The organism is Sphingorhabdus sp. M41 (assembly GCF_001586275.1).
Taxonomy (GTDB): Bacteria; Pseudomonadota; Alphaproteobacteria; order Sphingomonadales; family Sphingomonadaceae; genus Parasphingorhabdus.
The window spans coordinates 1,346,629-1,372,659 of the sequence record NZ_CP014545.1 but is presented as its reverse complement, the minus strand read 5'-3'; the positions used below and the strand labels follow the sequence as shown (position 1 = coordinate 1,372,659).

At 54.6% G+C, this 26,031-nt stretch carries 24 protein-coding genes and 1 tRNA gene; 16 read left to right on the top strand and 9 right to left on the bottom strand.

Annotated features, from left to right (window positions below; all coding sequences use genetic code 11):
• Positions 1 to 38 precede the first annotated feature (38 nt).
• Together AZE99_RS06530 and AZE99_RS06525 are read left to right on the top strand one after the other, a co-directional pair.
• The gene (locus AZE99_RS06530) at positions 39 to 308 is read left to right on the top strand and encodes a FitA-like ribbon-helix-helix domain-containing protein (protein WP_067199051.1); all 270 of its coding nucleotides are present in this window, start codon (positions 39 to 41) and stop codon (positions 306 to 308) included.
• Positions 305 to 718, top strand: a complete 414-nt coding sequence (locus AZE99_RS06525) for a PIN domain-containing protein (RefSeq protein WP_067199049.1) — start codon at positions 305 to 307, stop codon at positions 716 to 718. The genes AZE99_RS06530 and AZE99_RS06525 overlap by 4 nt, the downstream gene beginning before the upstream one ends.
• A gap of 72 nt (positions 719 to 790) precedes the next feature.
• Here AZE99_RS06525 and AZE99_RS06520 read toward each other — a convergent pair whose 3' ends face one another.
• The 3 genes from AZE99_RS06520 to carA are packed head-to-tail and all read right to left on the bottom strand — an operon-like array spanning position 791 to position 3,026.
• Positions 791 to 1,168: a ribonuclease E inhibitor RraB gene (locus AZE99_RS06520; RefSeq protein ID WP_067199048.1), complete on the bottom strand. Its 378-nt coding sequence runs from the start codon at positions 1,166 to 1,168 to the stop codon at positions 791 to 793.
• 50 nt (positions 1,169 to 1,218) lie between these two features.
• A complete protein-coding gene (locus AZE99_RS06515) occupies positions 1,219 to 1,824 on the bottom strand; it encodes a hypothetical protein (RefSeq protein ID WP_067199046.1) in 606 nt (201 codons plus the stop codon).
• Complete coding sequence (carA, locus tag AZE99_RS06510) at positions 1,824 to 3,026, bottom strand: glutamine-hydrolyzing carbamoyl-phosphate synthase small subunit (RefSeq protein ID WP_067199044.1); 1,203 nt, start codon at positions 3,024 to 3,026, stop codon at positions 1,824 to 1,826. The genes AZE99_RS06515 and carA overlap by 1 nt, the downstream gene beginning before the upstream one ends.
• A 133-nt stretch (positions 3,027 to 3,159) precedes the next feature.
• On the opposite strand from carA, the gene AZE99_RS06505 reads away from it, so the two are divergent.
• The 7 genes from AZE99_RS06505 to AZE99_RS06475 all read left to right on the top strand — a co-directional run bounded on the left by AZE99_RS06505 (position 3,160) and on the right by AZE99_RS06475 (position 10,920).
• On the top strand, positions 3,160 to 3,612 hold the full coding sequence (locus AZE99_RS06505) for a GatB/YqeY domain-containing protein (RefSeq protein WP_067203359.1): 453 nt from the start codon (positions 3,160 to 3,162) through the stop codon (positions 3,610 to 3,612).
• Positions 3,613 to 3,710: 98 nt separating this feature from the next.
• Entirely contained in the window at positions 3,711 to 4,067 is a 357-nt protein-coding gene (locus AZE99_RS06500) for a GIY-YIG nuclease family protein (RefSeq protein ID WP_231862729.1), read from the top strand.
• Positions 4,064 to 5,932: a DNA primase gene (gene dnaG / locus AZE99_RS06495; protein WP_067199042.1), complete on the top strand. Its 1,869-nt coding sequence runs from the start codon at positions 4,064 to 4,066 to the stop codon at positions 5,930 to 5,932. Before AZE99_RS06500 ends, dnaG begins: the two co-directional genes overlap by 4 nt.
• A 23-nt stretch (positions 5,933 to 5,955) precedes the next feature.
• A complete protein-coding gene (rpoD, locus tag AZE99_RS06490) occupies positions 5,956 to 7,968 on the top strand; it encodes an RNA polymerase sigma factor RpoD (protein ID WP_067199040.1) in 2,013 nt (670 codons plus the stop codon).
• A gap of 143 nt (positions 7,969 to 8,111) precedes the next feature.
• Positions 8,112 to 8,771: a DUF6975 family protein gene (locus tag AZE99_RS06485; protein ID WP_231862705.1), complete on the top strand. Its 660-nt coding sequence runs from the start codon at positions 8,112 to 8,114 to the stop codon at positions 8,769 to 8,771.
• Positions 8,772 to 8,877: 106 nt separating this feature from the next.
• Positions 8,878 to 9,723 carry an AAA family ATPase gene (locus tag AZE99_RS06480; protein ID WP_067199037.1) on the top strand — a complete coding sequence of 282 codons (846 nt, stop codon included), beginning with the start codon at positions 8,878 to 8,880 and terminating at the stop codon, positions 9,721 to 9,723.
• A gap of 15 nt (positions 9,724 to 9,738) precedes the next feature.
• Positions 9,739 to 10,920 carry a vWA domain-containing protein gene (locus tag AZE99_RS06475; RefSeq protein ID WP_067199035.1) on the top strand — a complete coding sequence of 394 codons (1,182 nt, stop codon included), beginning with the start codon at positions 9,739 to 9,741 and terminating at the stop codon, positions 10,918 to 10,920.
• A gap of 3 nt (positions 10,921 to 10,923) precedes the next feature.
• On the opposite strand, the gene AZE99_RS06470 is transcribed toward AZE99_RS06475, so the two are convergent.
• From AZE99_RS06470 to AZE99_RS06460, 3 genes are read right to left on the bottom strand one after another with little or no spacing between them, the layout of a single operon-like run.
• A complete protein-coding gene (locus AZE99_RS06470; protein ID WP_067199033.1) occupies positions 10,924 to 11,226 on the bottom strand; it encodes a hypothetical protein in 303 nt (100 codons plus the stop codon).
• Positions 11,227 to 11,284: 58 nt separating this feature from the next.
• Positions 11,285 to 12,481: an exo-beta-N-acetylmuramidase NamZ family protein gene (locus AZE99_RS06465; protein ID WP_067199031.1), complete on the bottom strand. Its 1,197-nt coding sequence runs from the start codon at positions 12,479 to 12,481 to the stop codon at positions 11,285 to 11,287.
• On the bottom strand, positions 12,481 to 13,026 hold the full coding sequence (locus AZE99_RS06460) for a DOMON-like domain-containing protein (protein WP_067199030.1): 546 nt from the start codon (positions 13,024 to 13,026) through the stop codon (positions 12,481 to 12,483). Before AZE99_RS06460 ends, AZE99_RS06465 begins: the two co-directional genes overlap by 1 nt.
• A gap of 38 nt (positions 13,027 to 13,064) precedes the next feature.
• On the opposite strand from AZE99_RS06460, the gene tyrS reads away from it, so the two are divergent.
• Complete coding sequence (tyrS, locus tag AZE99_RS06455; protein WP_067199028.1) at positions 13,065 to 14,294, top strand: tyrosine--tRNA ligase; 1,230 nt, start codon at positions 13,065 to 13,067, stop codon at positions 14,292 to 14,294.
• A gap of 95 nt (positions 14,295 to 14,389) precedes the next feature.
• Complete coding sequence (locus AZE99_RS06450) at positions 14,390 to 14,707, top strand: PilZ domain-containing protein (RefSeq protein WP_082788270.1); 318 nt, start codon at positions 14,390 to 14,392, stop codon at positions 14,705 to 14,707.
• 3 nt (positions 14,708 to 14,710) lie between these two features.
• On the opposite strand, the gene recG is transcribed toward AZE99_RS06450, so the two are convergent.
• Complete coding sequence (recG, locus tag AZE99_RS06445; protein ID WP_067199026.1) at positions 14,711 to 16,768, bottom strand: ATP-dependent DNA helicase RecG; 2,058 nt, start codon at positions 16,766 to 16,768, stop codon at positions 14,711 to 14,713.
• A 59-nt stretch (positions 16,769 to 16,827) separates the two neighbouring features.
• Between recG and AZE99_RS06440 the strand changes: the two genes are divergently transcribed.
• Both AZE99_RS06440 and mfd read left to right on the top strand, forming a co-directional pair.
• Positions 16,828 to 17,094: an FAD assembly factor SdhE gene (locus AZE99_RS06440; RefSeq protein ID WP_067199024.1), complete on the top strand. Its 267-nt coding sequence runs from the start codon at positions 16,828 to 16,830 to the stop codon at positions 17,092 to 17,094.
• A gap of 32 nt (positions 17,095 to 17,126) precedes the next feature.
• Complete coding sequence (mfd, locus tag AZE99_RS06435) at positions 17,127 to 20,597, top strand: transcription-repair coupling factor (protein WP_197460266.1); 3,471 nt, start codon at positions 17,127 to 17,129, stop codon at positions 20,595 to 20,597.
• On the opposite strand, the gene AZE99_RS06430 is transcribed toward mfd, so the two are convergent.
• Positions 20,594 to 22,606, bottom strand: coding sequence for a putative bifunctional diguanylate cyclase/phosphodiesterase (locus AZE99_RS06430; RefSeq protein ID WP_067199020.1), 2,013 nt, complete (start codon positions 22,604 to 22,606; stop codon positions 20,594 to 20,596). The two genes, mfd and AZE99_RS06430, sit on opposite strands and share 4 nt — an antisense overlap.
• Before the next feature lie 158 nt (positions 22,607 to 22,764).
• On the opposite strand from AZE99_RS06430, the gene moaA reads away from it, so the two are divergent.
• From moaA to AZE99_RS06415, 3 genes are all read left to right on the top strand, one after another.
• Positions 22,765 to 23,763 (top strand): GTP 3',8-cyclase MoaA, encoded by a 999-nt coding sequence (moaA, locus tag AZE99_RS06425; RefSeq protein ID WP_067199018.1) that lies wholly within the window; start codon positions 22,765 to 22,767, stop codon positions 23,761 to 23,763.
• Positions 23,760 to 24,533 (top strand): NAD kinase, encoded by a 774-nt coding sequence (locus AZE99_RS06420; protein WP_067199016.1) that lies wholly within the window; start codon positions 23,760 to 23,762, stop codon positions 24,531 to 24,533. Before moaA ends, AZE99_RS06420 begins: the two co-directional genes overlap by 4 nt.
• Before the next feature lie 74 nt (positions 24,534 to 24,607).
• Positions 24,608 to 24,682, top strand: a tRNA-Asn gene (locus AZE99_RS06415).
• Positions 24,683 to 24,836: 154 nt separating this feature from the next.
• On the opposite strand, the gene AZE99_RS06410 is transcribed toward AZE99_RS06415, so the two are convergent.
• The gene (locus tag AZE99_RS06410) at positions 24,837 to 25,991 is read right to left on the bottom strand and encodes a GGDEF domain-containing protein (RefSeq protein ID WP_197460265.1); all 1,155 of its coding nucleotides are present in this window, start codon (positions 25,989 to 25,991) and stop codon (positions 24,837 to 24,839) included.
• Positions 25,992 to 26,031 lie beyond the last annotated feature (40 nt).

Genomic DNA, 26,031 nt, shown 5'->3' with positions numbered 1-26,031 from the left:
ATTACATTGACTGCATTGCAATCAATTGGTGAAAGATCATGGGTAGTGTAACGATCAGAAAAATCGACGATGCGACCAAACAGTCGCTGCGAGAAGTCGCGGCCAGAGAGGGGCGCTCGGTCGAGGCCGAACTGCGCGCGCTGATTGAACGAACCTATGGCCCAAAAAAGCGGCGTTCGTCTGATGAACTTCCGGACAAGAAAGTGGGAGAGAACCGGGCCGAATATCTCATCCGTATCGCTCCGGACGTCGCCCCTCCGGCCATCCCGTCCCGAGACAAGGGCATTCCGGACCCTGAATTCCCGTGATAATTGTAGATACCAACGTGTGGCGCGAGATATCGCACGCACAAGGCAATCAGCGCGTGAAACGATGGTTTGTCGATCATGAAACTGAAGTACTGCTGTCCTCAATCGTGCTGTCGGAGATGCTCTATGGCGTCTGCAAAATGGACGACGGGCAGAAAAAGCAGTTGATGCTGAGCTGGTACCAGCGCCTTGAAACAGAGTTTTCTGATCGCGTGCTGGATTATGATCGTAAATGTGCTTCTGCTTACGGCCTCCTGGCGAACGAGATCCGCCTCGAAGGCCTTGATACCGGCGTGATGGATGCGATGATTGCCGCTCAGGCCATTGCGAATGAAGCCGCGATTGCAACGCGGAACGCGAAAGATTTTGCCTTTGCCGGGATTGCCGTGATTGATCCGTGGGCCGAATGAAAGTGGACGACGGAGGAAATATTCGGCCTGCGCCGATAGCAAGAGCAGAATTTATGTCAGCTCTTTGAACCATCACGCCGGATTCTCGTCAGAAATTTCGCCATTTTCGTTACAGGCGAAGCAGCCCCAACCATCATGGTCGATGTCATATTCGCTTTCGATCTCGAGGCATTTGCGGGTCAGCTCGCGGATCGTCTCGCGCTTGGTGTCGAGGTCAATCTGCAGTTCGATCACCCACTCGTCATCCTCGTTGGACACCAGCGCCGAGCGAAAACCCCATTTGGCCGCGTCATTCTTCAGCTTGTTGAGATCGGCAACCGCCCCGACAAATTGCACGTTAATTTCGCGCACAACATGCGACAAATCGCCGCCCGCTGCCATATTTTGCAGGATTTCGTCATCAATTGCCCATTCTTCGGCAAGATGCGCTGGATCAATCGGGCCGCTCATTGGCTATGGCCTCCAATCAGGATTGTGGTTATGTCAGTTGTTGTGGACACTTATGCTATCAACTTCAAAATTTCACTGACCAACTTCTTGGCCAATTCTCCGATTGCTGCACCAGAAAATTTTTCCGAGAGGAATTTCAATGGTTTGATCAGAACAGCAAACAGTGCGCTCAACCGCACAGATTTAGCGTTAATCAAAGTCGACCCTGCTTCAATCTCTGATTTGAGCCGAACTCGGGAATCACCAAGCTCAGCGCCGATCGCATTGGACCCGTTATCTAAAGTTGAAATTATTTCTGACAGTTTTTCATGCAAATCATTAAACTGATTGTCGTTTAACTGCACGATCCTATCTGCTGCCGGAATCGAGATAACACCGCCTTCATTCTTTTGTTCATTAACGACGACCTCAGCAGCCTGAATTCCGTTAGCTTTAAGCCAATACTTCATCACGTCAATATCTTCGTCATAGTCGCTTTCAAGTAAGTTCTTTTCGACGAGATGATCGACTACCCGCAGCAGGAAAACCTTAGACAATCCACCGCCGATTGCTTCCTTCACATCATCAATCGTGGCACTGAAAGCATCATCGCTCTCATACTCTCGAATGTACAATGCTGTTAAAACCAAATCTTGGGCTGCATTAAATGAAATCATCAATTTCTACTTTCGATCAATGAAACAAATTTCTCGAACAGATAGAAACTGTCCTGCGGCCCCGGACTGGCCTCGGGGTGATATTGCACGCCGAAGGCGCGTTTGCCGATGATCTCGATGCCGCAGTTGCTGCCGTCGAACAGGCTCTTGTGGGTTTCGTGAATAGTGTCGGGCAGCGTCTCGCTGTCCACCGCAAAACCGTGGTTCATGCTGGTGATCTCGACCAGACCTTCGGTCTCGGCCCAGCCGCCGCCGATCCGCTGCACCGGATGATTGGCACCGCGATGGCCCTGGTGCATTTTCACGGTCTTGGCGCCCGCCGCGAGAGCGAGCATCTGGTGGCCAAGGCAAATGCCGAACAGCGGGATATCCGCCTCCAGCAACTTCTTGATCACCGGGACCGCATATTCGCCTGTCGCCGCCGGATCGCCGGGGCCATTGGACAGAAACACGCCCGCCGGCTTCAACGCCATGATTTCTTCATAAGAAGTTTCAGCAGGAACCACAGTGACTTTTGCGCCAGCCTTCACAAGATTTCTGAAGATATTGCGCTTCGCGCCATAATCGATCGCCACCACATGCGGCCGCGACGAAGATGCTTCCAATTCTTCCAATGGCGCATAGCCATGACCCAGCCGCCACAGACCACCCTTGTCCCATAAATGCGTCTGGTGCCCGGTCACTTCCTTGGCCAGATCCATGCCTTCCAGCCCCGCCCAGGCCCGCGCCTTGCCGAGCAGCTCGTCGATATCAAACTTGCCCTCGGGATCATGAGCGATAACCGCATTGGGCGCCCCCGCTTCGCGGATCCGCCGGGTCAAAGCCCTTGTATCCACACCGGAAATTCCGATCCGGCCCTGTTCCGCCATCCACTGGTCAAACGGCTTCTGGTCACGGAAACTGGACGGTGCGGTAATATCCTCGCGGACGATACAGCCCAGGGCGTGCGGGCTGTCCGCCTCGACATCATCTTCATTGGTGCCGACATTGCCGATATGGGGAAAGGTGAAGGTCACGATCTGCCCGGCATAGCTGGGGTCGGTCATCACTTCCTGATAGCCGGTCATCGCGGTGTTGAAGCAGACTTCACCGACCGCAGAACCGGTCGCGCCAAAGCCCCTGCCCCAGATGATCGTGCCATCGGCCAACACCAATATCCCTGTTGCACCCTCGGGAGCGGCGGGATTATGGGCATCGGTCATGGGCTGTTCCTTTGGGTCCGTTTGAGGCGCAAAATTTCATGGGACCTAGAACCAGATTTCTGGTCTCACAATCTATGAAAAAAATTATCTTCCCGCTATGGTGGTCGCTTACTCCAAAAATATGAGGGACGCCATGATTCGCGACACCGTGAAAGCCGCGCAAATTGCCGCCATGAAGGCCGGTGACAAGGATCGCACCGCCGCGACCCGCAGCATATTGGCGAAGATCAAGGACAAGGACATCGAACTGCGCACCAAGGAAGATGCGCGCGACGATGATGCGATCCTGATCGACGTGCTGCAAAAAATGGCCAAGCAGCGCCGCGAATCGATCGACATGTTCGAATCCGGTGGCCGCACCGAGCTCGCCGCAGCGGAAAAACTGGAACTGGCGGTGATCGAGGAATTTCTCCCGGCGCAATTGAACGAGGAAGAAACCGCTGCCCTGATCGATGGTATCAAGACCGAACTCGGCGCCGACGGCATGAAGGACATGGGCCGCGTGATGGGCGAACTGAAGAAACGCCACGGCACCGAAATCGACATGAGCAAGGCCAGCGCACTGGTGAAGGCGGCGCTTTCGTGACACTGAATACAGGTTGTTCGTATCGAGCGACTTCTGTCCGTTCGTGTCGAGCGAAGTCGAGACACCCGGGAGAAGCGTAATTGGCCTTTTGGACCTACATGCTGTTATGTGCAGATGGTAAGTTCTACACCGGTCACACGGATGATTTGGAACGCCGGGTGGCTGAACATGGCAGCGGTGGATATTGTAAGTTTACGAGCCAGCGCCGACCAATAGAATTGGTGTGGTCGGAGTCTTTCCCGACTCGAGAAGAGGCTTTGTCAGCCGAATTAACAGTCAAGAAATGGTCCCAAGCCAAAAAGCGCGCTCTAATCGCAGGTGACTGGAAAAAATTGTCCTATTTTGCGAAGCCTCCGACAGAACGTCTCTCGACTTCGCTCGAGACGAACGGAGAGAGCGGCGCCCAAAACGCCGTTCGTGTCGAGCGTAGTCGAGACACCGAGATTTCAGAATGACCCTCACCCCGCAATGGCTCGAAGAACTGCGATCGCGCGTCACCCTGTCGACGCTGATCGGGCGCACCGTAAAGATCCAGAAGGCCGGTCGCGAATATAAGGCCTGCTGCCCCTTTCATAACGAGAAATCGCCCAGCTTCACGATCAATGACGAAAAGGGCTTCTACCATTGCTTCGGCTGCGGCGCCCATGGTGACGCGATCAGCTGGATGACCGAACAGCGCGGGCTGGGCTTCATGGACGCGGTCAAGGACCTCGCCGCCGAGGCGCAGATGGAAGTCCCTGCCCCCGATCCCCGCGCGGCGCAGCGGCAGGAGGTGCGGGCAACCCTGCATGACGTTATGGCCGCGGCGCAGGACTGGTTTGTCGAGCAATTCAACAGCACCGAGGGCGCTGGGGCACGGGAATATCTGAAAAATCGCGGCATATCGGAAAACACGATCCGCGAGTTCGGCTTTGGTTTCGCTCCCAATTCCCGCGGAAGGCTCAAGGACGCGCTGTCCAGACACGGCATGGACCAGCTGATCGAGGCCGGCCTGCTGATCAAGGTCGATGACAAGGAGCCCTATGACCGGTTCCGCGGCCGCCTGATGATCCCGATCCGCGACCCACGCGGCCGGGTCATTGCTTTTGGCGGCCGGATATTGGGTGACGGCGAGCCGAAATATCTCAACTCCCCCGACACGCCGTTGTTCGACAAGGGCCGCACGCTCTACAATCTCGACAAGGCCTCTCCCGCTTCCCGCCAGACCGGCCGGATCTTGGTGGTAGAAGGCTATATGGACGCCATCGCCTTGGCGCAGGCCGGGTTCAACGACGTCGTCGCCCCGCTCGGCACCGCGCTGACCGAACATCAGATCGAACGTATCTGGAAAATGGTCGAGGCACCGATACTCTGCTTTGACGGCGACAATGCGGGTCAGAAAGCTGCCATGCGCGCCGCCTTGCGAGCGCTGCCGATATTGCGCCCCTCGCACAGCCTGAACTTCATTTCCCTGCCCGCGGGACAGGACCCCGATGACCTGATCCGCTCCGACGGCGCTCATGCCTTTGCCGCCCTGATCGCCAGGCCGCAGATGCTCGACGACAAGATCTGGCAGGTGGAATATGACGCCGAGCCGCTCAACACACCGGAAACCAAGGCCGGCCTGAAAAAGCGTCTGTCCGACCATGTGCGCGATATCGCCGATCAGGATATTGCCCGGCATTACCGGCAGGCTTTTGACGAACGCTATCAAGCCGCCTTTTTTGCCCAGCGGGATAGTCGCCCCGAAGCCAGGCGCCAGCAGAATAATAATCGCAAATTCCCATCGAAATTCGTCTCTTACAAACCGCTGGAGGACACCAAGACCTTTTTGATCGAGGGCTATGATCTGCAGATTGCCAAGGGCATTTTGGGTGGCCTGATCCGTCATCCCTGCCGGATATCCGGGCATTTTGAAGAACTCAGCGCGATCAAGCTTGCCGATTCGCAGTTACAGCTATTGCTCAGCGAATTGATCAATGCGGCAATGCGCAAAGAAACGCTTGATATGCACGGCCTTCTTACCATATTGGAGAAGACAGATTGTTATAATGTCGCAAAAGGGCTGTTACGGGCCGACGCGCTGAATTTCACTTTCAACCGCAAGCTGCCAGACGATGCCCCTTCGCTTTTGATCGAACGGGCGCATCGGGATTTGGCAGAAGCGATAAAAGTGGTGACGGCGCGCCCCGGATTGGAAGCGGCTCTGGCAGAGGCAACGAGGCGAGTGCAGGACGATCTTACGGAAGAAAGTTATGCCGAGCAGCAGCGCCTTCGCGAAGCGAAGCAGTTATTTCATGAGCGATTGGTCGAACTGACCCAGATCGACGATGCAGTGTAGTTTTAAATTAGGGGCCTGAGCCATTGGCAAGTAAAGCAAAAAACACCAAAGCCGAAGACGAACCGTTGATCGATCTCAATGATAGCGCCATCAAGAAACTGATCGCTCAAGGTAAAAAGCGCGGCTATCTCACGATAGACGAGCTGAACGAAGCCCTGCCCCAGGACCAGAACGAGCAGATTGAAGACGTCATGTCGGCGATCTCCGAAATGGGCGTCCGGATTGTCGAGAATGACGAGGAAGCCGCCGAAGAACTGGCCGGCGAAGAAGTCGAATCCATTGACGGCAAGGACAAGGACAAGAAATCCGCTGCCGCCGCTCCCAAGAAAGCGACCGCCGACCGGACCGACGACCCGGTACGCATGTATTTGCGCGAAATGGGCGCCGTGGAATTGCTCAGCCGCGAAGGCGAAATCGCGATTGCAAAGCGCATCGAAGCAGGCCGCGACACGATGATCTGGGGGCTTTGCGAAAGCCCGACCACCTTCAACGCAATCATCGAATGGTCGACGGCGCTCAACGACGGCGAGATGCAGCTGCGCGAGATTCTCGACCTTGATGCCATGCTCTCCAAGGATCCTGTTCCGGAGAACCTCGAAGAAGCCGAAGATGACGATGATGGCGAAATCAGCGAGAAGACCGCTGGCCCATCGTTCAAGGATGATGACGAAGTCGAGGATGAAGAATCGGCCGATGGCGAAGATGATGATGAAGCCGAACTGACCGAACGCCGCACCAAGCGGGTTGTCGAGGAGGAAGAGGAAGACAATACTCTCTCGCTCGCCCAGATGGAAGAAGCCCTGAAACCTGAGGCGCTTGAAAAATTCGCGCTGATTACCTCGGTGTTCAAGAAATTCTCGAAACTGCAGACGATCCGACTGGATTCTCTGGCAGCGGGCAAGGATTTCCCGACATCTTCCGAGAATAAATATCATAATTTGCGCGAAGAACTGACCGCTTTGGTCGAAAGCGTGCAATTTCATGCCAATAAAATCGAGTTTCTGGTCGACCAGCTTTACTCGTTCAATCGCCGGCTGACGACACTCGGCGGGCAAATGCTTCGCCTGGCCGAACGCCACAAGGTCCCGCGCCGCGCCTTTCTGGAAAGCTATGTCGGTAACGAACTCGACGATAACTGGCTGGCGAGCATGGCCAAGACCGACAAGAAATGGGCCGCATTTGTCGAAAAAGAAGCGGAAGCCGTTGATCGCATTCGCGCAGAAATTTCCGATATCGCCAATGCCACCGGCACTTCGCTGGTCGAATTCCGCCGGATCGTCAACATGGTCCAGAAGGGCGAACGCGAAGCACGAATCGCCAAGAAGGAAATGGTCGAGGCCAATCTCCGCCTCGTGATTTCGATCGCCAAGAAATACACAAATCGCGGCCTGCAGTTCCTCGATCTCATTCAGGAAGGCAATATCGGCCTGATGAAAGCGGTCGACAAGTTCGAATATCGCCGCGGCTATAAGTTCAGCACCTACGCAACCTGGTGGATTCGTCAGGCAATCACGCGCTCGATTGCCGATCAGGCGCGGACCATCCGTATTCCGGTCCACATGATCGAGACGATCAACAAGCTGGTCCGCACCAGCCGTCAGTTCCTTCATGAACAGGGCCGCGAGCCGACTCCGGAAGAAATGGCCGAACGCCTGTCCATGCCGCTGGAAAAAGTGCGCAAGGTGATGAAAATCGCCAAGGAGCCGATTTCGCTCGAAACGCCAATTGGTGACGAGGAAGATTCGCATCTCGGTGACTTCATTGAAGATAAAAATGCGATCATTCCGGTGGATGCCGCGATCCAGGCCAATCTGAAAGAAACCGTGACTCGCGTATTGGCCAGCCTGACACCTCGAGAAGAACGTGTGCTTCGCATGCGCTTCGGGATCGGCATGAACACCGATCACACGCTCGAAGAAGTTGGACAACAATTCAGCGTCACGCGCGAACGTATTCGGCAGATTGAAGCCAAAGCATTGCGCAAGCTTAAGCATCCGAGCCGCAGTCGCAAGATGCGCAGTTTTCTGGATCAATAAACTCGCCACCGCAAGGCGGACAGCTATGGTTTGTAAATCCCTAACAGCCGGTAAACCTAGTCTTTAGGTATCGCCGTTATATTCGAATATAGACGATGATGCTCGATGCATTTTCGCAACCCTATTCGGATATCGGAAACGCGATGCTAGGACAAAATGCACAATTGGTGACACCGTCAGGTTTTGCTGGCCAGATTGGCACGCTTGGCAGCGATTCGGCCCCTTATGTCCGCCTTATGACTGAAGACTTTTCAGCTTTGTCCGGTGCAGACCTCGCGGATATTGCGCATTTCATGTGCGTTCTGCACGGACGCCATCCCGGCGTGATTGATCAAGCCGCGACCAAGACGGCCGATGATGCTGCACGGGAATGGCTGGTTCAGGCGACCGGCGGCTTTGCTGCCGAACGGGCCTTTCTGACCAAGCTGACCGTCGCCGCAGGACCGATTTCCGGTGTTAGCCTGGACGATCAAAGCAACTCCGCAGTTCTCGGTCAGCGAAAGGCACTGGAAATGCTGTCCCAGTCCGATCGCAGCGGATGCGCTATCGGTGCCGCTATCGCACTGGTTACGGACTGGCATCACATCAGATATATTCTGGAACAGATCGCATTGCGAGTCGGCGTTGAGGCGCGCTCATCGATTCTGCCAAGCGTAGAAAAAACCGCCGATCTCAACGACCGCCTCGCTCAAACTCCTGCTCTGGAACGGGCATTGAATTTTGGCGCCGAACAATTGCTCAACCAGCATCGGGGTCTTTGGCAACTACTGGAAGCGCGCAGAAACACTCGCCTGTCCCGCTAATTGTTCCGTCAGGTCCCGACGAACTTAACTAAATGATTAACTTGCCTAGAATGGGTGTTTTCCCTATCGCCTTTGCTTTGATGTTCACGGCAAGGAATAGAAAATCATGCGTTTTGACGGTACCCAGGACTATGTTGCAACCGATGATCTGAAGGTTGCGGTCAATGCCGCCATGACCCTCCGGCGTCCTCTGCTGGTCAAAGGCGAGCCCGGCACCGGCAAAACAGTTCTTGCCTATGAAATTGCCAAAGCCATGGGCACACCGTTGATTGAGTGGAACGTTAAATCCACCACCAAGGCGCATCAGGGCCTATACGAATATGACGCGGTAGCCCGTCTCCGCGACGGCCAACTCGGCGACGAACGCGTACATGATATTTCCAACTATATCCGCAAGGGGAAGCTATGGGAGGCGTTTACCGCTCCCGAACTGCCCGTGCTGCTGATCGACGAAATAGACAAAGCGGACATCGAGTTCCCGAACGATCTTCTGCAGGAACTCGACCGCATGGAGTTTCATGTCTACGAAACGAAAGAGACGATCAAGGCGGTCGAACGCCCCATTGTGATCATCACCTCAAACAACGAAAAAGAGCTGCCTGACGCCTTCCTTCGCCGCTGCTTCTTCCACTATATCAAATTCCCGGATCGCGAGACGATGCAGGAAATCATCAACGTTCATTTCCCTGACATCCAAGGCATATTGGTCAAAAAGGCAATGGACATTTTCTACGATGTCCGCGACGTCCCGGGCCTAAAAAAGAAACCGAGCACCAGCGAATTGCTGGACTGGCTGAAATTGATTCTCAACGAGGACATGCCGCTCGAAGCCCTGCAATCGAACGACAGCAGCAAAGCGATTCCGCCATTGCATGGTGCGCTGCTCAAGAACGAGCAGGACGTGATGCTGTTCGAACGCCTTGCCTTCATGGCGAAACGCGAAGCGCGCTAAGCAAAGGCAGATACGATGTTCTTTAACTTCATGGACGAACTCAGGGCGGCTGGCATTTCGGCTTCGCTCAAGGAACATCTGGTTCTGCTCGAGGCGCTCCAAAAGGACGTCATCCAGCGGAATCCGGAGGAATTCTATTATCTTTCCCGAGCCACCTTTGTAAAAGATGAGGGTCTGCTCGACCGCTTTGACCAGGTTTTCTCGAAAGTCTTCAAGGGCATAGAATCGTCTTATGGCACTCAGGAAGAAGATATCCCTCTCGACTGGCTGAAAGCAGTCGCGGAGAAATATCTGTCCGAAGAGGAAATGGAAAAGATCAATTCTCTCGGCAGCTGGGACGAGATTATGAAGACGCTGAAAGAGCGTCTCGAAGAACAGCAAAAGCGACATGAGGGCGGTAGCAAGTGGATCGGTACGGGCGGCACCTCACCTTACGGCAATTCAGGCTATAATCCCGAAGGCGTCCGTATTGGCGGCGAAGGCGGCCAGAAAAAGGCGATCAAGGTCTGGGACAAGCGCGAGTTCCAGAATCTCGACAACACCAAGCTGCTGGGAACGCGCAATATCAAGGTCGCGCTCCGGCGCCTGCGCAAATTTGCCCGCGAAGGTGCTGCCGACGAGCTTGACATCGACCGGACAATCAACGGCACGGCGAAACAGGGTTGGCTCGACATCCACATGCGCCCGGAACGGCATAATGCGGTGAAGCTGCTATTGTTTCTCGACGTCGGCGGTTCGATGGATCCGTTCATCAAGCTATGCGAAGAATTGTTCAGCGCGGCGACCACCGAGTTCAAGAATCTCGAGTTTTTCTATTTTCACAACTGCCCCTATGAAGGCCTGTGGAAAGACAATCGCCGTCGCTTTTCCGAGCGCACCAACACCTGGGATGTGCTCCATAAATATGGCCACGACTATAAGCTGATCTTTGTCGGAGACGCGTCGATGAGTCCCTATGAAATCACCCATCCGGGCGGCTCTGTCGAACATTTTAATGAAGAAGCCGGGGTGACCTGGTTGCAGCGACTAACCAATACCTATCCCGCTGCAGCCTGGCTCAATCCAGTGCCGGAAAAGCAATGGGGCTATTCCCAAAGCGTCAAGATTATCCGTGAACTGATGAATGACCGGATGTACCCGCTGACGGTTGACGGCCTGAGTGATGCGATGAAAGAATTGACCCGCAAGCAGGGTTGAGCCTCAGCCTTCAATCGCCAGCAATGTAGTGCCATCATATTTTTCGGCTGCCGGCTCAAAAATTTCGGACTTCTCAAAATGCAAGTCCTCGACCCGGACATCCTTCAGGCCAGAAAGCTTGAAAGTACCGAGTTTTATCTCCCGCGGCGGCTGTCCGTCTTTCTCGATCGGCACGGCATCGACATACATTTCGTCATGGCGCGTATAAAGAATATGCGGCGCCAGTTTGAACGTCGTATTATTATAAGTCGCAGCCACACATTTTTTCAGTGCAACGCCTTCAAAAAATTCTTTGCTCGGTAACATGGGGGGCAATTATCAGATATGAGGGCGAATGCAATAAATATGTTGCAGTGCAGCATATTTAATAGAGGCAATATTGTCCTGATATCTCGCCCCACGATTTTTCATCCGGCGCTGCGATTGCTTCCAGATCATTCGCATTTGTTGATTCGTTCTCGATCCACTGCCGCAAGGCCGCTCCCCCATTAATGACGTCGAAAGCCAGCTTGTCTTCCTCATATTCATAAGGAAAATCGCGCCACAGCTCATAGCCGGGGTAGAGTTTCCCGATTGCTTTCAGCGCCAGCGCCTGAAGCCGCCAGGGTCTGAAAGACTGGTGATCATAAGCGCGGCCCTCGGCATGGATCTGGACCCCGTTACACAACTGACCCTGATATTTGTGAAAAGTCGGTTCGAACCAGATCTCCCGCAATATACAACCATCCAGCCATTGCGGCGCTTTTCGCCGCATTTCCGCGATCACCGCTCGCGCATCGATATCCGGGGCGCCGAAAAGCTCCAATGGCCGGGTCGTTCCCCGCCCCTCGGACAAATTAGTCCCTTCCAGCATTACCGTGCCGGCATAAGCCCTCGCCATATTGACGTTTGGAGCGTTGGGGCTCGGATTGATCCAGATACGATCTGTCGGCCAGCCAAATCCGGCCCCTTCCGGCTGCCACCCCTGCATTTCGATAACCTTGTAATCGACGTCGAGGTTAAAATGGCTCACCATCCAGCGCCCCATTTCGCCCATTGTCAGCCCGTGGCGCATAGGCATCGGCCCTGCCCCGACAAAACTTTCCCAGCCTTCTTCCAGCAGCGTGCCCTCTACCGGCCTGCCCGCAGGATTGGGGCGGTCCAGCACCCAGACTGTCTTGCCGTGCTCTGCAGCGGCTTCCAGCATGTAGCGCAAGGTGGTGATGAAGGTGTAGATCCGACACCCGAGATCCTGAAGGTCGATCAGTACAACATCGAATGTTTTCATCGATTGAGCCGTTGGGCGACGGACCTCACCATAGAGACTGAAAACCGGAATATTGTGGACCGGGTCGTTGAAATCGGGCGACTCGATCATATTGTCCTGCTTGTCACCGCGCAGGCCATGTTGTGGCCCGAAGGCAGCGGTCAGGTTGATATCATCGAGAGCTGATAATGCGTCCAGACTATGTACTAGATCGCGTGTCACCGAAGCCGGATGAGCCAGCAACGCGACTCGCTTTCCCACCAAAGGCCGGCGCAGGTCGGCGTCCTCGATCAGTCTGTCTATTCCGAATTTCATCAACGTTCCGCTGCCTCCATTTTGAGCGTAAAACCATCCCGGTGGTGGAAATCCGGCCTAGCGGCGGGATGCGCCAAAGCCCAGAGTGATTTCGCTCCATCTTGCGTTTCAATAACCGCCGACAGGCCCGCATCAAGTTCATTCGCCATCCAGATATCGGGCAATTGCAGAGTGGCTTCGAGAGCCATATGGGTATCGCTGAAATCCATGTATATTTCGGGTGCTTCAGACATCGGGAGCTGACCCATCCCGTCACGATAGCGGTCGAAAATATAGGCGGCCCAGTTGCCGGAAGGTGAAAAGTTGAACTCGCAATATCTTTCGGCTCCCGGTTCACCGAGGAAAAGTTCGAAACAGGTATTCTGCCAGAGACCATCCATCCGTCGCGACTGATCCAGATCAACCGGCAGGCTGACTTCTTCAACATTTCCCTCTGCATGATATCGCAACCATATCGTGCCGGTCTCCGACATCGACCATTCGACCGTAATCTTATCGATTGCCGTTACCGGCGTCACGGGATGGCTTTGCAAGTTCAAACGCATATTGCGACTTTCGTTGTCCCCATGTAACGCACCAGTCCATGACCCATTATCAATCTGATCTCCTGCGTCTACTCAATGATCGCGGCTATATCCACCAGTTAACCGATGCCGAAGCGTTGGATTCTCTCGCCACGAAGAGCATCATTCCCGGCTATATCGGATTTGATGTCACCGCCGATTCCCTTCACGTCGGGAACCTGGTCCAGATCATGCTTCTTCGTCGGCTGCAGCAGGCGGGCCACAAACCGATCGTTCTGATGGGCGGCGGCACCACCAAGGTGGGCGATCCTTCCGGCAAAGACGAGATGCGCAAATTGCTGGATGATGACGGAATTGCGTCAAATTTTGCCAAAATCCGGGACAGTTTCGAGAATTTTTTGACATTTGGTGACGGTCCCACCGATGCGGTGATGGTCAACAATAATGACTGGCTGGGCGAGCTGAAATATATCCCCTTCCTGCGGGATATCGGGCGTCACTTCACCATCAATCGTATGCTGACCTTTGACTCTGTCAAACTCAGATTGGAACGGGAACAACCGCTGACCTTTCTCGAATTCAACTATATGATCCTGCAAGCCTATGATTTTCTAGAACTGTCTCGGAATTATGGCTGCCAATTGCAGCTTGGTGGTTCGGATCAATGGGGCAATATCGTAAACGGGATCGAGCTTGGCCGCAGGGTTGACGGTGCCGAGCTATACGGTGTCACCACCCCTCTGATCACCAAGGCTGACGGTTCCAAAATGGGCAAGTCCGTGGATGGTGCTATCTGGCTGAATGCAGACCGGCTTTCGCCTTACGATTACTGGCAATTCTGGCGAAACACCGACGATCGGGACGTGGGCAAGTTCATGAGACTTTTCACCGATATTGATCTGAAAGAGATTGCGCGGCTGGAATGCCTGCAAGGCTCCGAGATCAACGAAGCAAAGAAAGTCTTGGCTGATGCTGCGACAGCAATGGCCCATGGACAAAGCGCTGCAAGCGACGCCGCCAAAACAGCGCAGCAGACCTTCGAACAGGGCGCTGCAGGCGGCGATTTGCCTGTATTTGAGACAGCAGAAAATCCGATTTCGCTTCTCGATGCCTTGGTTGGAATTGGATTCTGTACATCCAAAGGAGAAGCGAAACGGCTGGTTGCGGGCGGCGGCGCCCGAATTGATGATCAGCCCGTCAAAGACGCCGGATTCATGGTTTCCATTTTCGACCATGACCTGAAGATTTCCGCAGGGAAAAAGAAGCATGGTCTACTCAGAAAATCCTGATTGTTGGCCTGACCTCACCTGCTAACCAGCATTTACCTTTTATTCTCGATCTTTGATTATTGTGGCGAGGTACCAATTCACGGAGCTCGCTGCGGATGACCGGCCCACCACCTCAAACAGTATGTGATATACGCCGCGCCACGCGTTTTTCGATCGATTTTGAGACCATTTGCGAATATCATCCTCATCAGGAAATCCGTGTACGCATCGCCAATATTTCCGCCAACGGCATGATGCTCGCTGCCTCGATCGACAGGGAAAAGGGAGACCGGGTAATCGTTCACCTACCTGTTGCCGGGCGTATCGAAGCCCATCTTGCTTGGTCTCATCAAGGACGCCAAGGATTTACGTTCGAGCGGGTGATCCGAGAACCAGATTTCTATGCGATGCTAGACAAAATCAACGGTATCTAGGCTTTATCCGCTTCGCAACAGACTGACGCCCCAATCGCGCTCGAACAGGTAAAGCGCGATCCGCGCCGCCTGCCCTCTTTCGCTCGCCAAACCACCATCGCGGTCAAGCAACAGCCGTGCATCATCAGTAGCTGCTCCGATAAAATCACTGACTTGCGCCGGTGTGGCAATGCGAAAGCCGGCATCCCCCGATTGACGCGTCCCCAATAATTCCCCTGCCCCGCGCAATCGAAGATCTTCTTCCGCGATCCGGAAGCCATCATTCGTCTCGCGCATCAGGGTAAGTCGGGCGCGCGCCGTTTCGCTCAATGTCTCACCGCGAATCAACAGGCAGTTGGATTTGACGCTTCCCCGCCCTACGCGGCCGCGGAGCTGGTGTAACTGGGCTAATCCAAAGCGATCTGCCGCTTCGATGATCATAAGACTGGCATTGGGTACATCCACCCCGACTTCGATAACCGTAGTGGCAACGAGGATCTTGATTTCATCACGCTGAAAGCGCCCCATCACCAAGTCTTTCTCGGGCCCCTTCATCCGGCCATGCACCAGACCGACCTGATCGCCAAACCGCACCTTCAGGGCGGAAGCCCGGTCTTCTGCCGCAGCAAGATCGCTTTTTTCGCTTTCGTCGATCAAGGGACAAACCCAGTAGGCCTGGCCGCCAGAAGCTATATGGCGAGCCAACCCTTCCACTACATCCGGCAAGCGTGCATCGGAAATCACGCTGGTATCAATGGATTGGCGTCCAGGAGGGAGCTCGTCAATACGGGAGACATCCATTTCTCCATATTGACTGAGCGTCAGGGTTCGCGGGATGGGTGTGGCGGTCATCGCCAGCAAATGCGGTGTGCGATCGGCTTTCTGGGTCAGCATGAGGCGCTGCGAAACACCGAACTTATGCTGTTCATCAATAACGGCCACCGCGAGATTCTTGTACCGGACATGCTCTTGAAAAATCGCGTGGGTCCCTATCAGGATGTTGATGGACCCGTCCATCAGACCCATTAGTGTCGCCTCGCGAATCTTGCCCTTGTCGCGCCCGGTCAATATGGCAATGTTCACCGGCAAACCGGTTAGTAATTTCTGCAGACCTTGAAAATGTTGACGTGCCAATATTTCAGTCGGGGCGAGAAAAGCGCCTTGGTATCCCGCTTCCACCGCTGACAGCAGCGCCATTAGCGCCACCAGCGTCTTTCCCGATCCGACATCACCCTGAAGCAACCGCAACATCGGTGCGCTTTGCGCAAGATCGCCCTCAATTTCGGTAATGCAGCGCTTCTGGGCATTGGTCAGCTCGAACGGCAGCTTCAACTGATCGCGAAGCCTGCCATCACCTTGAATAGGGATACCTTTCTTGCTCCGGTTGCTGGCGCGCACCAGCATGAAGGCGAGCTGGTTGGCAAATACTTCGTCATAGGCGAGCCTGTCACTGCTATTTTCGCTTTCGTCGCGATGAAGCGCGACGATGCTATCCTTCCAACTCTTCCAGTTTTTCGCAGCCAGCTGGCTCGGTTCGATCCATTCCGGCAGGGATGGAGCAAGCGCCAGCGCCTGCCCGACCAACTGCTTCATCCGTACATTGCCGAGCCCGTCGGCCAATGGATAAATTGGTTCCAGAAGCGCGATGTCGTCCCCCTGTCCGGGGTCGAGCACCTGGTCAGGATGGACCATCTGCAACTCATCACCATAACGTTCGAGCTTTCCGGAAATGACCTTGGGCTCGCCCAGCGGCAGTAATTTCTTGGGCCAGCCCGGGTTCCGTCCGAAAAAGGTCAGGCTGATATAATTGCCAGCCTTGTCGGTGGCGTGGACCCGCAGGGGGCTGCGCGGACCGCCTGTGCGATAGTCGACCGGCGTCACCTCAACGATGATCGTCTCACCAACATCGATTTCATCCAGTTCCTCGACGCGTTTGCGGTGCATCCAGTAGCTCGGTTGATGGTAGAGCAGATCCTTGACGCGGGTCAGTCGCAGCTTCTCGAGCGGCTTGACCAGCACCTTGCCGACGCCTTTGAGCGACTGGGTTTCGCCAAATAATGGATTGAGTATCTCGGGCCGCATGTCTATCCGCCTTTATACCGTCGCTGGCTCATTATGCCAGCCAAGTTGGAGCAACAAATATGGATCGCGAAACAAGGCTGAAACGGCTGCAATTTCGCGCCTGGCATCGCGGAACACGTGAAGCCGACTTTTTGATAGGCGGTTTTTTTGATCGCTATAGCCAGGACTGGTCCGACAAGGAATTGGACTGGTTCGAGAGGCTGCTCGTCGAAGATGACGTGGATGTCATGGCCTGGGCGATTGGGACACTGCCTGTTCCTCCGGCTTTTGACGGGCCGGAAATGGCGAACATGCAGCAACTCGACTATATCGATGCAACGAAATAATATTCCTGTCCTATATCCAGAAGCGATTTTGAGTGTCTTATCTAGATAAATTATTGTCCTCAGAAAAAGGCATGACGCTAGCCGGTGTGCCAACCGGCTATCGCCCTCTGTTTCTGTCAGAAATGGCGGTCCATTCCGGTCGCCGTACGATGTTCATTGCTACCGATGATGCGGCGATGAGCGCTATTGTCGAAGCTGCCCGTTTTTTTGCACCAGAGCTGGAGATTATCGAATTCCCCGCTTGGGACTGCCTTCCTTATGATCGGGCATCCCCGGCGCTACATACCACTTCGGACCGGCTTGCGGCGCTGTCCAAGTTGGCCATGCCGTTCACCGGCGCGCAATTGGTGGTCACAACAGTCAACGCGATAACCCAGCGGGTGCTGACACCCTCACGAATCAAGGAGTTTGTCACCCGACTCGCACCCGGCACGATTGTTGAACAGGAAAAACTGATATCTTTCCTCTATGCAAACGGCTTCGTCCGGGTAGACACTGTAGCCGACAGCGGCGAATTTGCGGCCCGCGGTGGGTTGATCGATCTATTTCCGCCAGGTGCCGAGCTACCCATCCGAATAGACCTTTTCGGTGACGAGGTAGAGAGCTTGCGGCAGTTCGATCCTGCAGACCAACGTACGGTAGGCAACATAGACGGGCTCGATCTGCTTCCGGTATCGGAGTTCCTGCTAGACGCCGATAGCATCACCCGCTTCCGTACCCGCTATCGGGATTTATTCGGTGCCGTTTCGACAGGCGATGCTCTCTATCAATCGATCTCGGATGGACGCCGATTGGCGGGCATGGAGCATTGGCTGCCGCTTCTCGAAGACCGGCTGGCTACGATTTTCGATTATTTGGAAGCAGATTCGCTAATTCTACGGGATGCAGCCGGTTCCGCGGCAGCAGAAGCGCAATTTGCTGCCATTGCAGACTATCACAAGAACCGAGTTGAAGCCGACAAGGCCAATCTGTCTAGCTACCGCCCGCTGCCACCAGAAATGCTTTACCTGACAGCAGATGAATGGCGGTCCCGCGAGGATGATGCGCCAATCCACATATTGAGCGAATTTGACGAACCCGAATCTGAAACCGTCATGTCAATGTCGGTGTCGTCGCCGCGCGATTTTTCTCCGGAGCGAGCGCGCAATGAGAATATCTATCAGGCTTTGAGCGGCCATCTCAACAGTCTGACAAAATCCGGAACCACCGCCATAGTCGCCAGCTATAGCAAAGGTTCGCGCGCGCGCATCTTTGACTTGCTCAAAGACCATGACGTCAAAGGTGCAGTGCTTTGTGACGACTGGGACTCCTGCCTCTCGGCTGCGCCTGCAATAGCCCTGACAATATTGCCCTTGTCTTCCGGATTCCGGTCAGACGAACTTTCGTTACTCACCGAACAGGATATTTTCGGAGACCGTCTGGTCCGCAAATCCAAGCGTCGCAAAAGCAGCGATGCCTTCATCGAAGAATTGTCAGCGCTCAGTCAGGGCGACCTCGTCGTCCATCTCGAACATGGCGTCGGTCTTTATGAAGGCATTGTTTCGATCCCGGTAGGTACAAGTCCGCATGATTGTGTCCACCTCAAATATGCCGGTGGCGACAAGCTTTATGTACCGGTCGAGAATATTGACGTCCTCAGTCGCTATGGTGAAGGCGGGGACAGTGTTGTGCTGGACCGGCTCGGTGGCGAAGCCTGGCAAAGGCGCAAATCGAAGCTGAAGGAACGCATCCGGGCAATTGCTCATGAGCTGCTGAGAACCGCTGCGGCACGCGCTTTGCAACCGGCAACACCTACCCGCGTCGAAGCCAGTGAAATGGCCGGATTTGCAGATCGCTTCCCTTATCAGGAAACCGACGATCAGCAGCAGGCAATCGAAGAGGTGCTCGGCGATATGGCGTCCGGAAAGGCAATGGACCGCCTGGTCTGCGGCGACGTCGGTTTTGGCAAGACGGAGGTCGCGATGCGCGCCGCCTTTGCCGCTGCAATGGCGGGTATGCAAGTCGCAATAATCGCTCCCACAACCCTTCTGGCTAGGCAGCATTTCAACAATTTCGAAGAACGTTTCCGGCCCTTTCCCGTAAAGATTGGTCGGCTATCACGACTGGTTACGCCAGCAGAAGCGAAGAAAACCAAAGAAGGTCTGACCAGCGGCGAAGTCGACATTGTCATTGGCACGCATGCACTGCTAGCCAAATCGATTGAATTCCAGCGACTCGGCCTGATCATCATTGATGAAGAGCAACGTTTTGGCGTCACCCACAAGGAACGCCTCAAGGCAATGAAGGCGGACGTCCATGTCCTGACCCTCACCGCCACGCCTATCCCGCGGACATTGCAGATGGCGATGACCGGTATGCGCGAACTATCCGTCATCCAGACTCCGCCTGTCGACCGATTGGCCGTGCGTACTTATGTTATGCCGTGGGATCCTGTTCCACTGCGCGAGGCGCTGTTGCGGGAGCATTATCGGGGAGGCCAGTCGTTCATAGTTGTCCCGCGTATCGCGGATCTTCCCGACATCGAGGATTTCCTCAAGAAGCATGCGACCGAATTGACCTATGTCGTAGCGCATGGCCAAATGGCCCCGGCGACTGTGGAAGAGCGGATGTCCGCATTTTATGACCGCAAATATGATGTCTTGTTGTCGACAACGATTGTAGAAAGTGGCCTCGACATTCCCAGCGCCAACACGCTGATCATTCACCGCGCCGATCGCTTTGGCCTCGCCCAGCTCTATCAACTCAGAGGCCGTGTGGGACGATCAAAAACCCGCGCTTATGCCTATATGGTCACGCCAAAGGACCGGATAATTACCGAAAAGGCGGAGAAACGGCTCAAAATTTTGGGCGATCTCGATAGCCTTGGTGCCGGTTTCGAGCTCGCCAGCCACGATCTCGATATCCGCGGCGCCGGCAACTTGCTGGGCGATGAGCAATCCGGCCATATCAAGGAAGTCGGGTTTGAATTGTACCAGTCGATGCTGGAAGACGCGATATTGGAAGCGAAGGCCAAAGGTTCTGGCTTACCAATGCCAACCGACAGTTTCTCTCCACAGATCACGGTCGATGCTCCGATCCTGATACCGGAGGCCTACGTCCCCGACCTTTCACTCCGAATGGGGCTTTATCGCCGCATGAACGGTCTCAAAACGCTCCCGGAAATCGAATCCTTCGCTGCGGAAATGATCGACCGGTTCGGCGATCTGCCGATCCAGACCGACAATCTGCTCAAGCTTATGCATATCAAAATGAATTGCGTGAAGGCACGAATAGCGAAAATCGAGATGGGGCCGCGCGGTGCCCTGGTCACCTTCCACAATGACAGTTTTCCGAATGTTCAGGGTCTGCTCGATTATGTCGACCGCCTCAAGGGAACCGCGAAAATCCGTCCGGACAATAAATTGTTCATCGAACGCAAGTGGCGTGATCCCAAGTCCCGTCTGCATGGGCTCACACAATTGACGACAGGACTATCGAAACTGGCGCAACGAGTGACCGCTTAATTGCTGCGCAGGGCGAAAGCTTCAAATTCGTCTGGGGAAAGCGGTCCGGACCGCAGGAAACCCTGAAAAAATTCACAGCCCTGTTCTGCGAGGATATCGAGTTGGGATTCAGTTTCGATGCCCTCGGCAATCACACTGAGATCAAGGCTATGCGCCATGTCGATTATCGAGCGCACGACAACCTGGTCCTTGGGTGATCCGCTCATATCACCGGTCAGCCCGCTATCGATCTTCAAATAGTCTACCGGTAATTGCTTGAGATAAGACAGGCTGCTGTAACCTGTGCCGAAATCGTCAATCGCTATGCAAATGCCCGCCCTCCGCAATCGGTGCAATTTGTTCGCCGAAGCGGATAAATTACCGATCAATTCGGACTCTGTGATTTCCAGAGTCAGATGACTCGGCTCAAAACCGGCAGCGTCGACCTGCCCCAGCATATCATCGACAAATGTTTTTGCTGCCAAATCGCCTGCCGTGACATTCAATGAAAGTCTTAGAAACCCTAGACTTGCCGGCCAACCGGCCGCCAGTGTCAAAGCCTGTTTGTGAATCTGGGTCGAGAGAGACTCCATCACCCCGGCCCGTTCGGCGACGGCGAACAGAGTGGAGGCGCCCAACAGCCCGTATTCGGGATGCTCCCACCGCGCCAAGGCTTCTGCGCCAGAAAGCTCACCGGTTTCGACTTTGATTTGTGGTTGAAAGGCGATTACGATCTCACCGCGGCCCATTGCCCCGGGCAATTGATCTTCCAATATTTCTTCGAGATGCACATCCGCTTCCGAAACAGTACTGAAATTGATCGGCAGAGCATCTGCGGCGGTCGCTTCCGCAAGCGCCAGAACCGCCTTTCTGATCAATGTATTCTCGCTGGAATCGCTGTTCCCGATCGCGACCCCTACCCGGGCGACAGGATTGATCGGTCGCCCCTCCAGTTGCAAGTCATCAAAAATGTTGCTGATCAAGTCGTTGGCAAAAGCTGAAACTTCGCTTTTCTGAATATTAGCCAGCGCGACCAGAAAATTCTGGCCATCGAGACGCGCGACCAGGTGCGGGCCTGCATATTGACGCTGCGTTTGATCCATGAGCCTGTGCCCGACAATCCGTAGCAACTGGTCCCCGGCGTTTCGTCCGAATGCGGCGTTGATCATCCGGAAGTTCTTGATGCCGATCGCAATGAGCGTCAATTGGCTTCCAGCTTCCAGCTTCTTCCGAATCCACGTGCGGGCCGATGCCGTATTCCGCAAACCGGAAAGCAGATCCCGCCCGGTCCAGTCATCCACTTCCTCGTTGTTCGCGAGATATTCAATTCTGCCTGAAATCCGGCCATCTGCTTCGTGCAAGTGATGGATGACCGCCCGGCCATTGAACCGGTGTGGCACCGCCGCCTGCCTGGCACCATCGCGCAGACGGCCCATGGCCCCTCGCACGCGCTTTTGCTCTTCATGCGATAGCGCACGGTAGATGCCGGTCATGGGATATTGCCTGAAATCAATCTCTCCAGCTGCTGCCAGCAGGCTATCGCTTATCCAGTATCCCTTGATGGAGTCCAAGGTCATCGACCATTGCAAATCCGCAAATGTCAGCAAGGATTGCTCATGACTAGCCCGTTCGGCGCCACCTCTGAAATTTTCGACATAGCGATAGGCATAGTTGATTGACTGGTCGAGGTTCGCACCGGAATCGGCAAAATCCAGATAATGGGTCGCGCCTGAGTCAAAACATTGTGCGATCACCTCCCGCTTTTGGTTGCTGTCGACCAATGCCAATATCGCAATTCCGCTTTCGGTTGCCGTGCGTGAAAGATCTACAATCGCTTTCAGGCCTTCCTGTTCGGCTTGACGGATATCGATCACCGCGATCATCGCTCCGGCGGAAAAAAAACGGGCGCTCAGATTGTGCAGTCTGCGGGCTGAATGGACTCGCCAGCCGAAAGACGCAATTTCAGCGGCCAGCGAATCACGCTCGTGAAACGAAAGCAGGAACAGGTTTCTGAATTCAACCGGACGCACAGTCGAGATAGATGATTCTTGGACCTTAAACCTCCTTGGTTTGCATAGCCGGACCGCCAATTTTACGACGAATGCCTATCTTTTTCCGTAGCAGGAAAACCTTTATAGGGCGTTGCTTGCCTATCCGGAAAACGCTAGCCCTATAGCATTGAATCAACATGAGGCGCCCAATGCAAGACGGTTTCGGACGCAAAATTGATTATCTCCGTATTTCGGTCACTGATCGATGCAATTTCCGCTGCCAATATTGCATGTCGGAGAAGATGACTTTCATGCCCAGGTCGGAGCTGCTGACACTGGAAGAGATCACGCTTATTGCGGAACGGTTCATCGGGCACGGCATCCGTAAAATCCGGCTGACCGGCGGCGAACCGCTGGTAAGACGGGATATGAAGGACGTTATCCAGCGGCTCGGCAGAAAGGTGGCGTCGGGAGAGCTGGAAGAACTGACGCTGACCACCAACGGGTCCCTGCTGACCGAATATGCCGACCATCTTGCAGGTCATGGCGTGCAGCGGATCAATGTCAGTATGGACACACTCGACGCCGCACGCTTTTCCGAGATCACCCGCGGCGCCGATGTGAACGTTGTGCTGGATGGCATAAAGGCCGCCAGGGAAGCGGGTATCCGGGTCAAGATCAACATGGTCGCGGTTCGCGATTTCAATGAGGCGGATCTTCTGCCGATGGCCGAATATTGCGCAGAACAGGGACATGATCTGACGATTATCGAGAGCATGCCCTTGGGCGATGTCGGGGCTGATCGCAAACTGGCCCATATTTCCGCCGATGAATTTCTGACACCGTTGCGGGACCATTATACGATCCTTCCGATTCCCCATCGCAGCTCCGGCCCTGCGCGCTATGTATCGGTTGAACCGCTCGGCCTGCGACTGGGTCTGATCACGCCGCTCAGCAATAATTTCTGCGATGATTGCAACCGGTTGCGCCTGACGACCGATGGCAAGATATTCATGTGCCTTGGCCATAACGCACATGTCGATTTGCGCGCGGCTGTCCGGAAGGATGGCATCGCTGCCGTTGACCAACTGCTCCAGCAGGCTCTAAAGCTCAAACCGCAGCGCCATGATTTCAATGCGCAGCTCGATGGGTCCGCAGAGATATTGGAGCGTCACATGAACGTCACGGGCGGATGAGCAACAAGAAATGGGCACTGATCGTGTCGCCTACGCCGCCGGCGCAAGAGGCCGCCGAAAAGCTTAAATCGCTGATCGATTGGGTGCCGGTAGAACAAGCCGACCAGGCCGTGGTTCTGGGCGGTGACGGCTTCATGTTGCAAACACTTCATCAAATGCTCAATCGCCGGAAGATCATGCCGGTCTATGGCATGAATCTGGGCACGGTTGGCTTCCTGATGAACAACTGGCATCTGGAAGACCTACACGAGCGATTGACCAAAGCTCGGGCTTTCAAAGTCAAGCCGCTCAAAATGGAGGTTGAAACCATTTCCGGGGCCAGCTTCACCCTGCCCGCGATCAACGAAGTTTCGCTTTTGCGCGAAACCCGGCAAACGGCAAAGCTCGAGATTGAGATCAATGGCCGGATCATGATGGAAGAGCTCGTTTGCGACGGTGTGCTGATTGCGACACCCGCTGGCTCCACCGCCTATAATCTGTCCGCCAACGGTCCGATTCTTCCGCTCACCTGCAATCTCCTTGCCCTGACTCCGATCAGCCCGTTTCGGCCAAGACGCTGGAAAGGTGCCATATTGCCAGACAAGATGGAGATTACCATCCGAGTGCTTAACCCCGAAAAACGGCCGGTTAGCGCGGTTGGCGACCAGCAGGAAGTCCGCGATGTCAGCTGCGTCAAGGTGGCAATCGACCGCAGCCAGTCGCTGACCATGCTGTTCGACCCGGAACATGCGCTCGACGATCGCATCGCTATGGAACAATTTGTCGTTTGATGACTTGCGGGACGCAAATGACATTGTTATAGGCGCGCTTCACCATGAAAGGCTCGGTCGAGAATCGAGCATGTTCCCCGATAGCTCAGTGGTAGAGCATTCGACTGTTAATCGAATGGCCGTTGGTTCGAATCCAACTCGGGGAGCCATTTTCCATGGTTCCATATTTCACAGAATCCGGCTGATCTGAGGATTAGCGATCTGCCCCAAGCGAGATTATTAAGGCGTTGACCCGTCTTGAAGCGGAACTTTCACGGTTAGGCCAACGTAGGAAAGCTGGCGGGTGATTATAGTGTCCCTGGATCACGCAACCTTGGCGAGCGCGACCTGATTGCGACCGTTTCTCTTGGCATGATATAACGCCTGGTCCGCCCGATCCATCGCATCATGAAGAGAATCGGCATCAGTTAGGACCGCCAGGCCGAAACTCGCGGTAACCTTGTGATCCGCATCCAGTTCGGGGTGGGCAATGAACCGCAGCGAATCACAGATATGCTGTGCCAGCAGCTGTGCGGTTTCGATCGGGATCCAGTCGGTCAGAATTGCAAATTCCTCGCCACCGGTTCGGGCTACCTGACCTTGGTTCTGGCAAAGGCCGGATGCCGTTTTTGCGATTCTTTGCAGAACCTTGTCGCCCGCAGCATGCCCATATTGATCGTTAACCCGCTTGAAATGGTCGATGTCGAAAAGAATGACCGACCGTATATTTATGCTGTCCTGACTCCGAACCGTGGAGGTTTTGAAGAGCCCCTTCAACCCACGCCTGTTTAGCAGTCCCGTCAACGGATCCCGGTTGGATTGCCCGTGGAAATGCCAAATCATGTCGAGCCCGGCGGCGTATAAAAGCACCACTGCGAGGGCCAGAGCGCAGATGCCGCTCGTGAAATGGAATATCCAAGCGTAGGTTGATTGCGAATAGCTTTGCTCGGTCAGCGTCAGACCATGAAGCGAATAGACAACCGCGACTCGAACGACGAACGTGGTGGCCACCGTTGCGATCACTCCGAACAAGGCTCCGTCTATCACCCTCCCTCCCGCCTTCCACAAGGGAGGCAGACACAAGGCCAGAAGAATGCCTGCAACTACGCTGACCAGAACCGATCGTATGGAAATATCCGGAGCAAAAAAGGTGAGCACTGTGAAGCCTGTGACAGCCGATGATAGAATAAGACCTACCAGAATATTCGGGAAAGCCGCATTGCACCTGACATAAATCGCCTTTGCAATAGCCAGGCTGAATATCCAGAACATGGCGGTCGAAACGAATATGAAGGCGATATGAGTCGAGGGTGTCCGCGTGCTATCGATCACATAGCCCATCAAAGCCGCCGAATAGCCGATCGCGACCCATCCGGAAAATGGCTGGCGCTTGTTGAAAAAATAGATGAGCCCGAATACCAGCGCAAAGATCGCCAATATGATCACCGTTTGGATATGAAAGCCGGAATTCTCAGACATCGGACCCTGTCTAACAGCCATGCGTCAATTAAATCTTAAC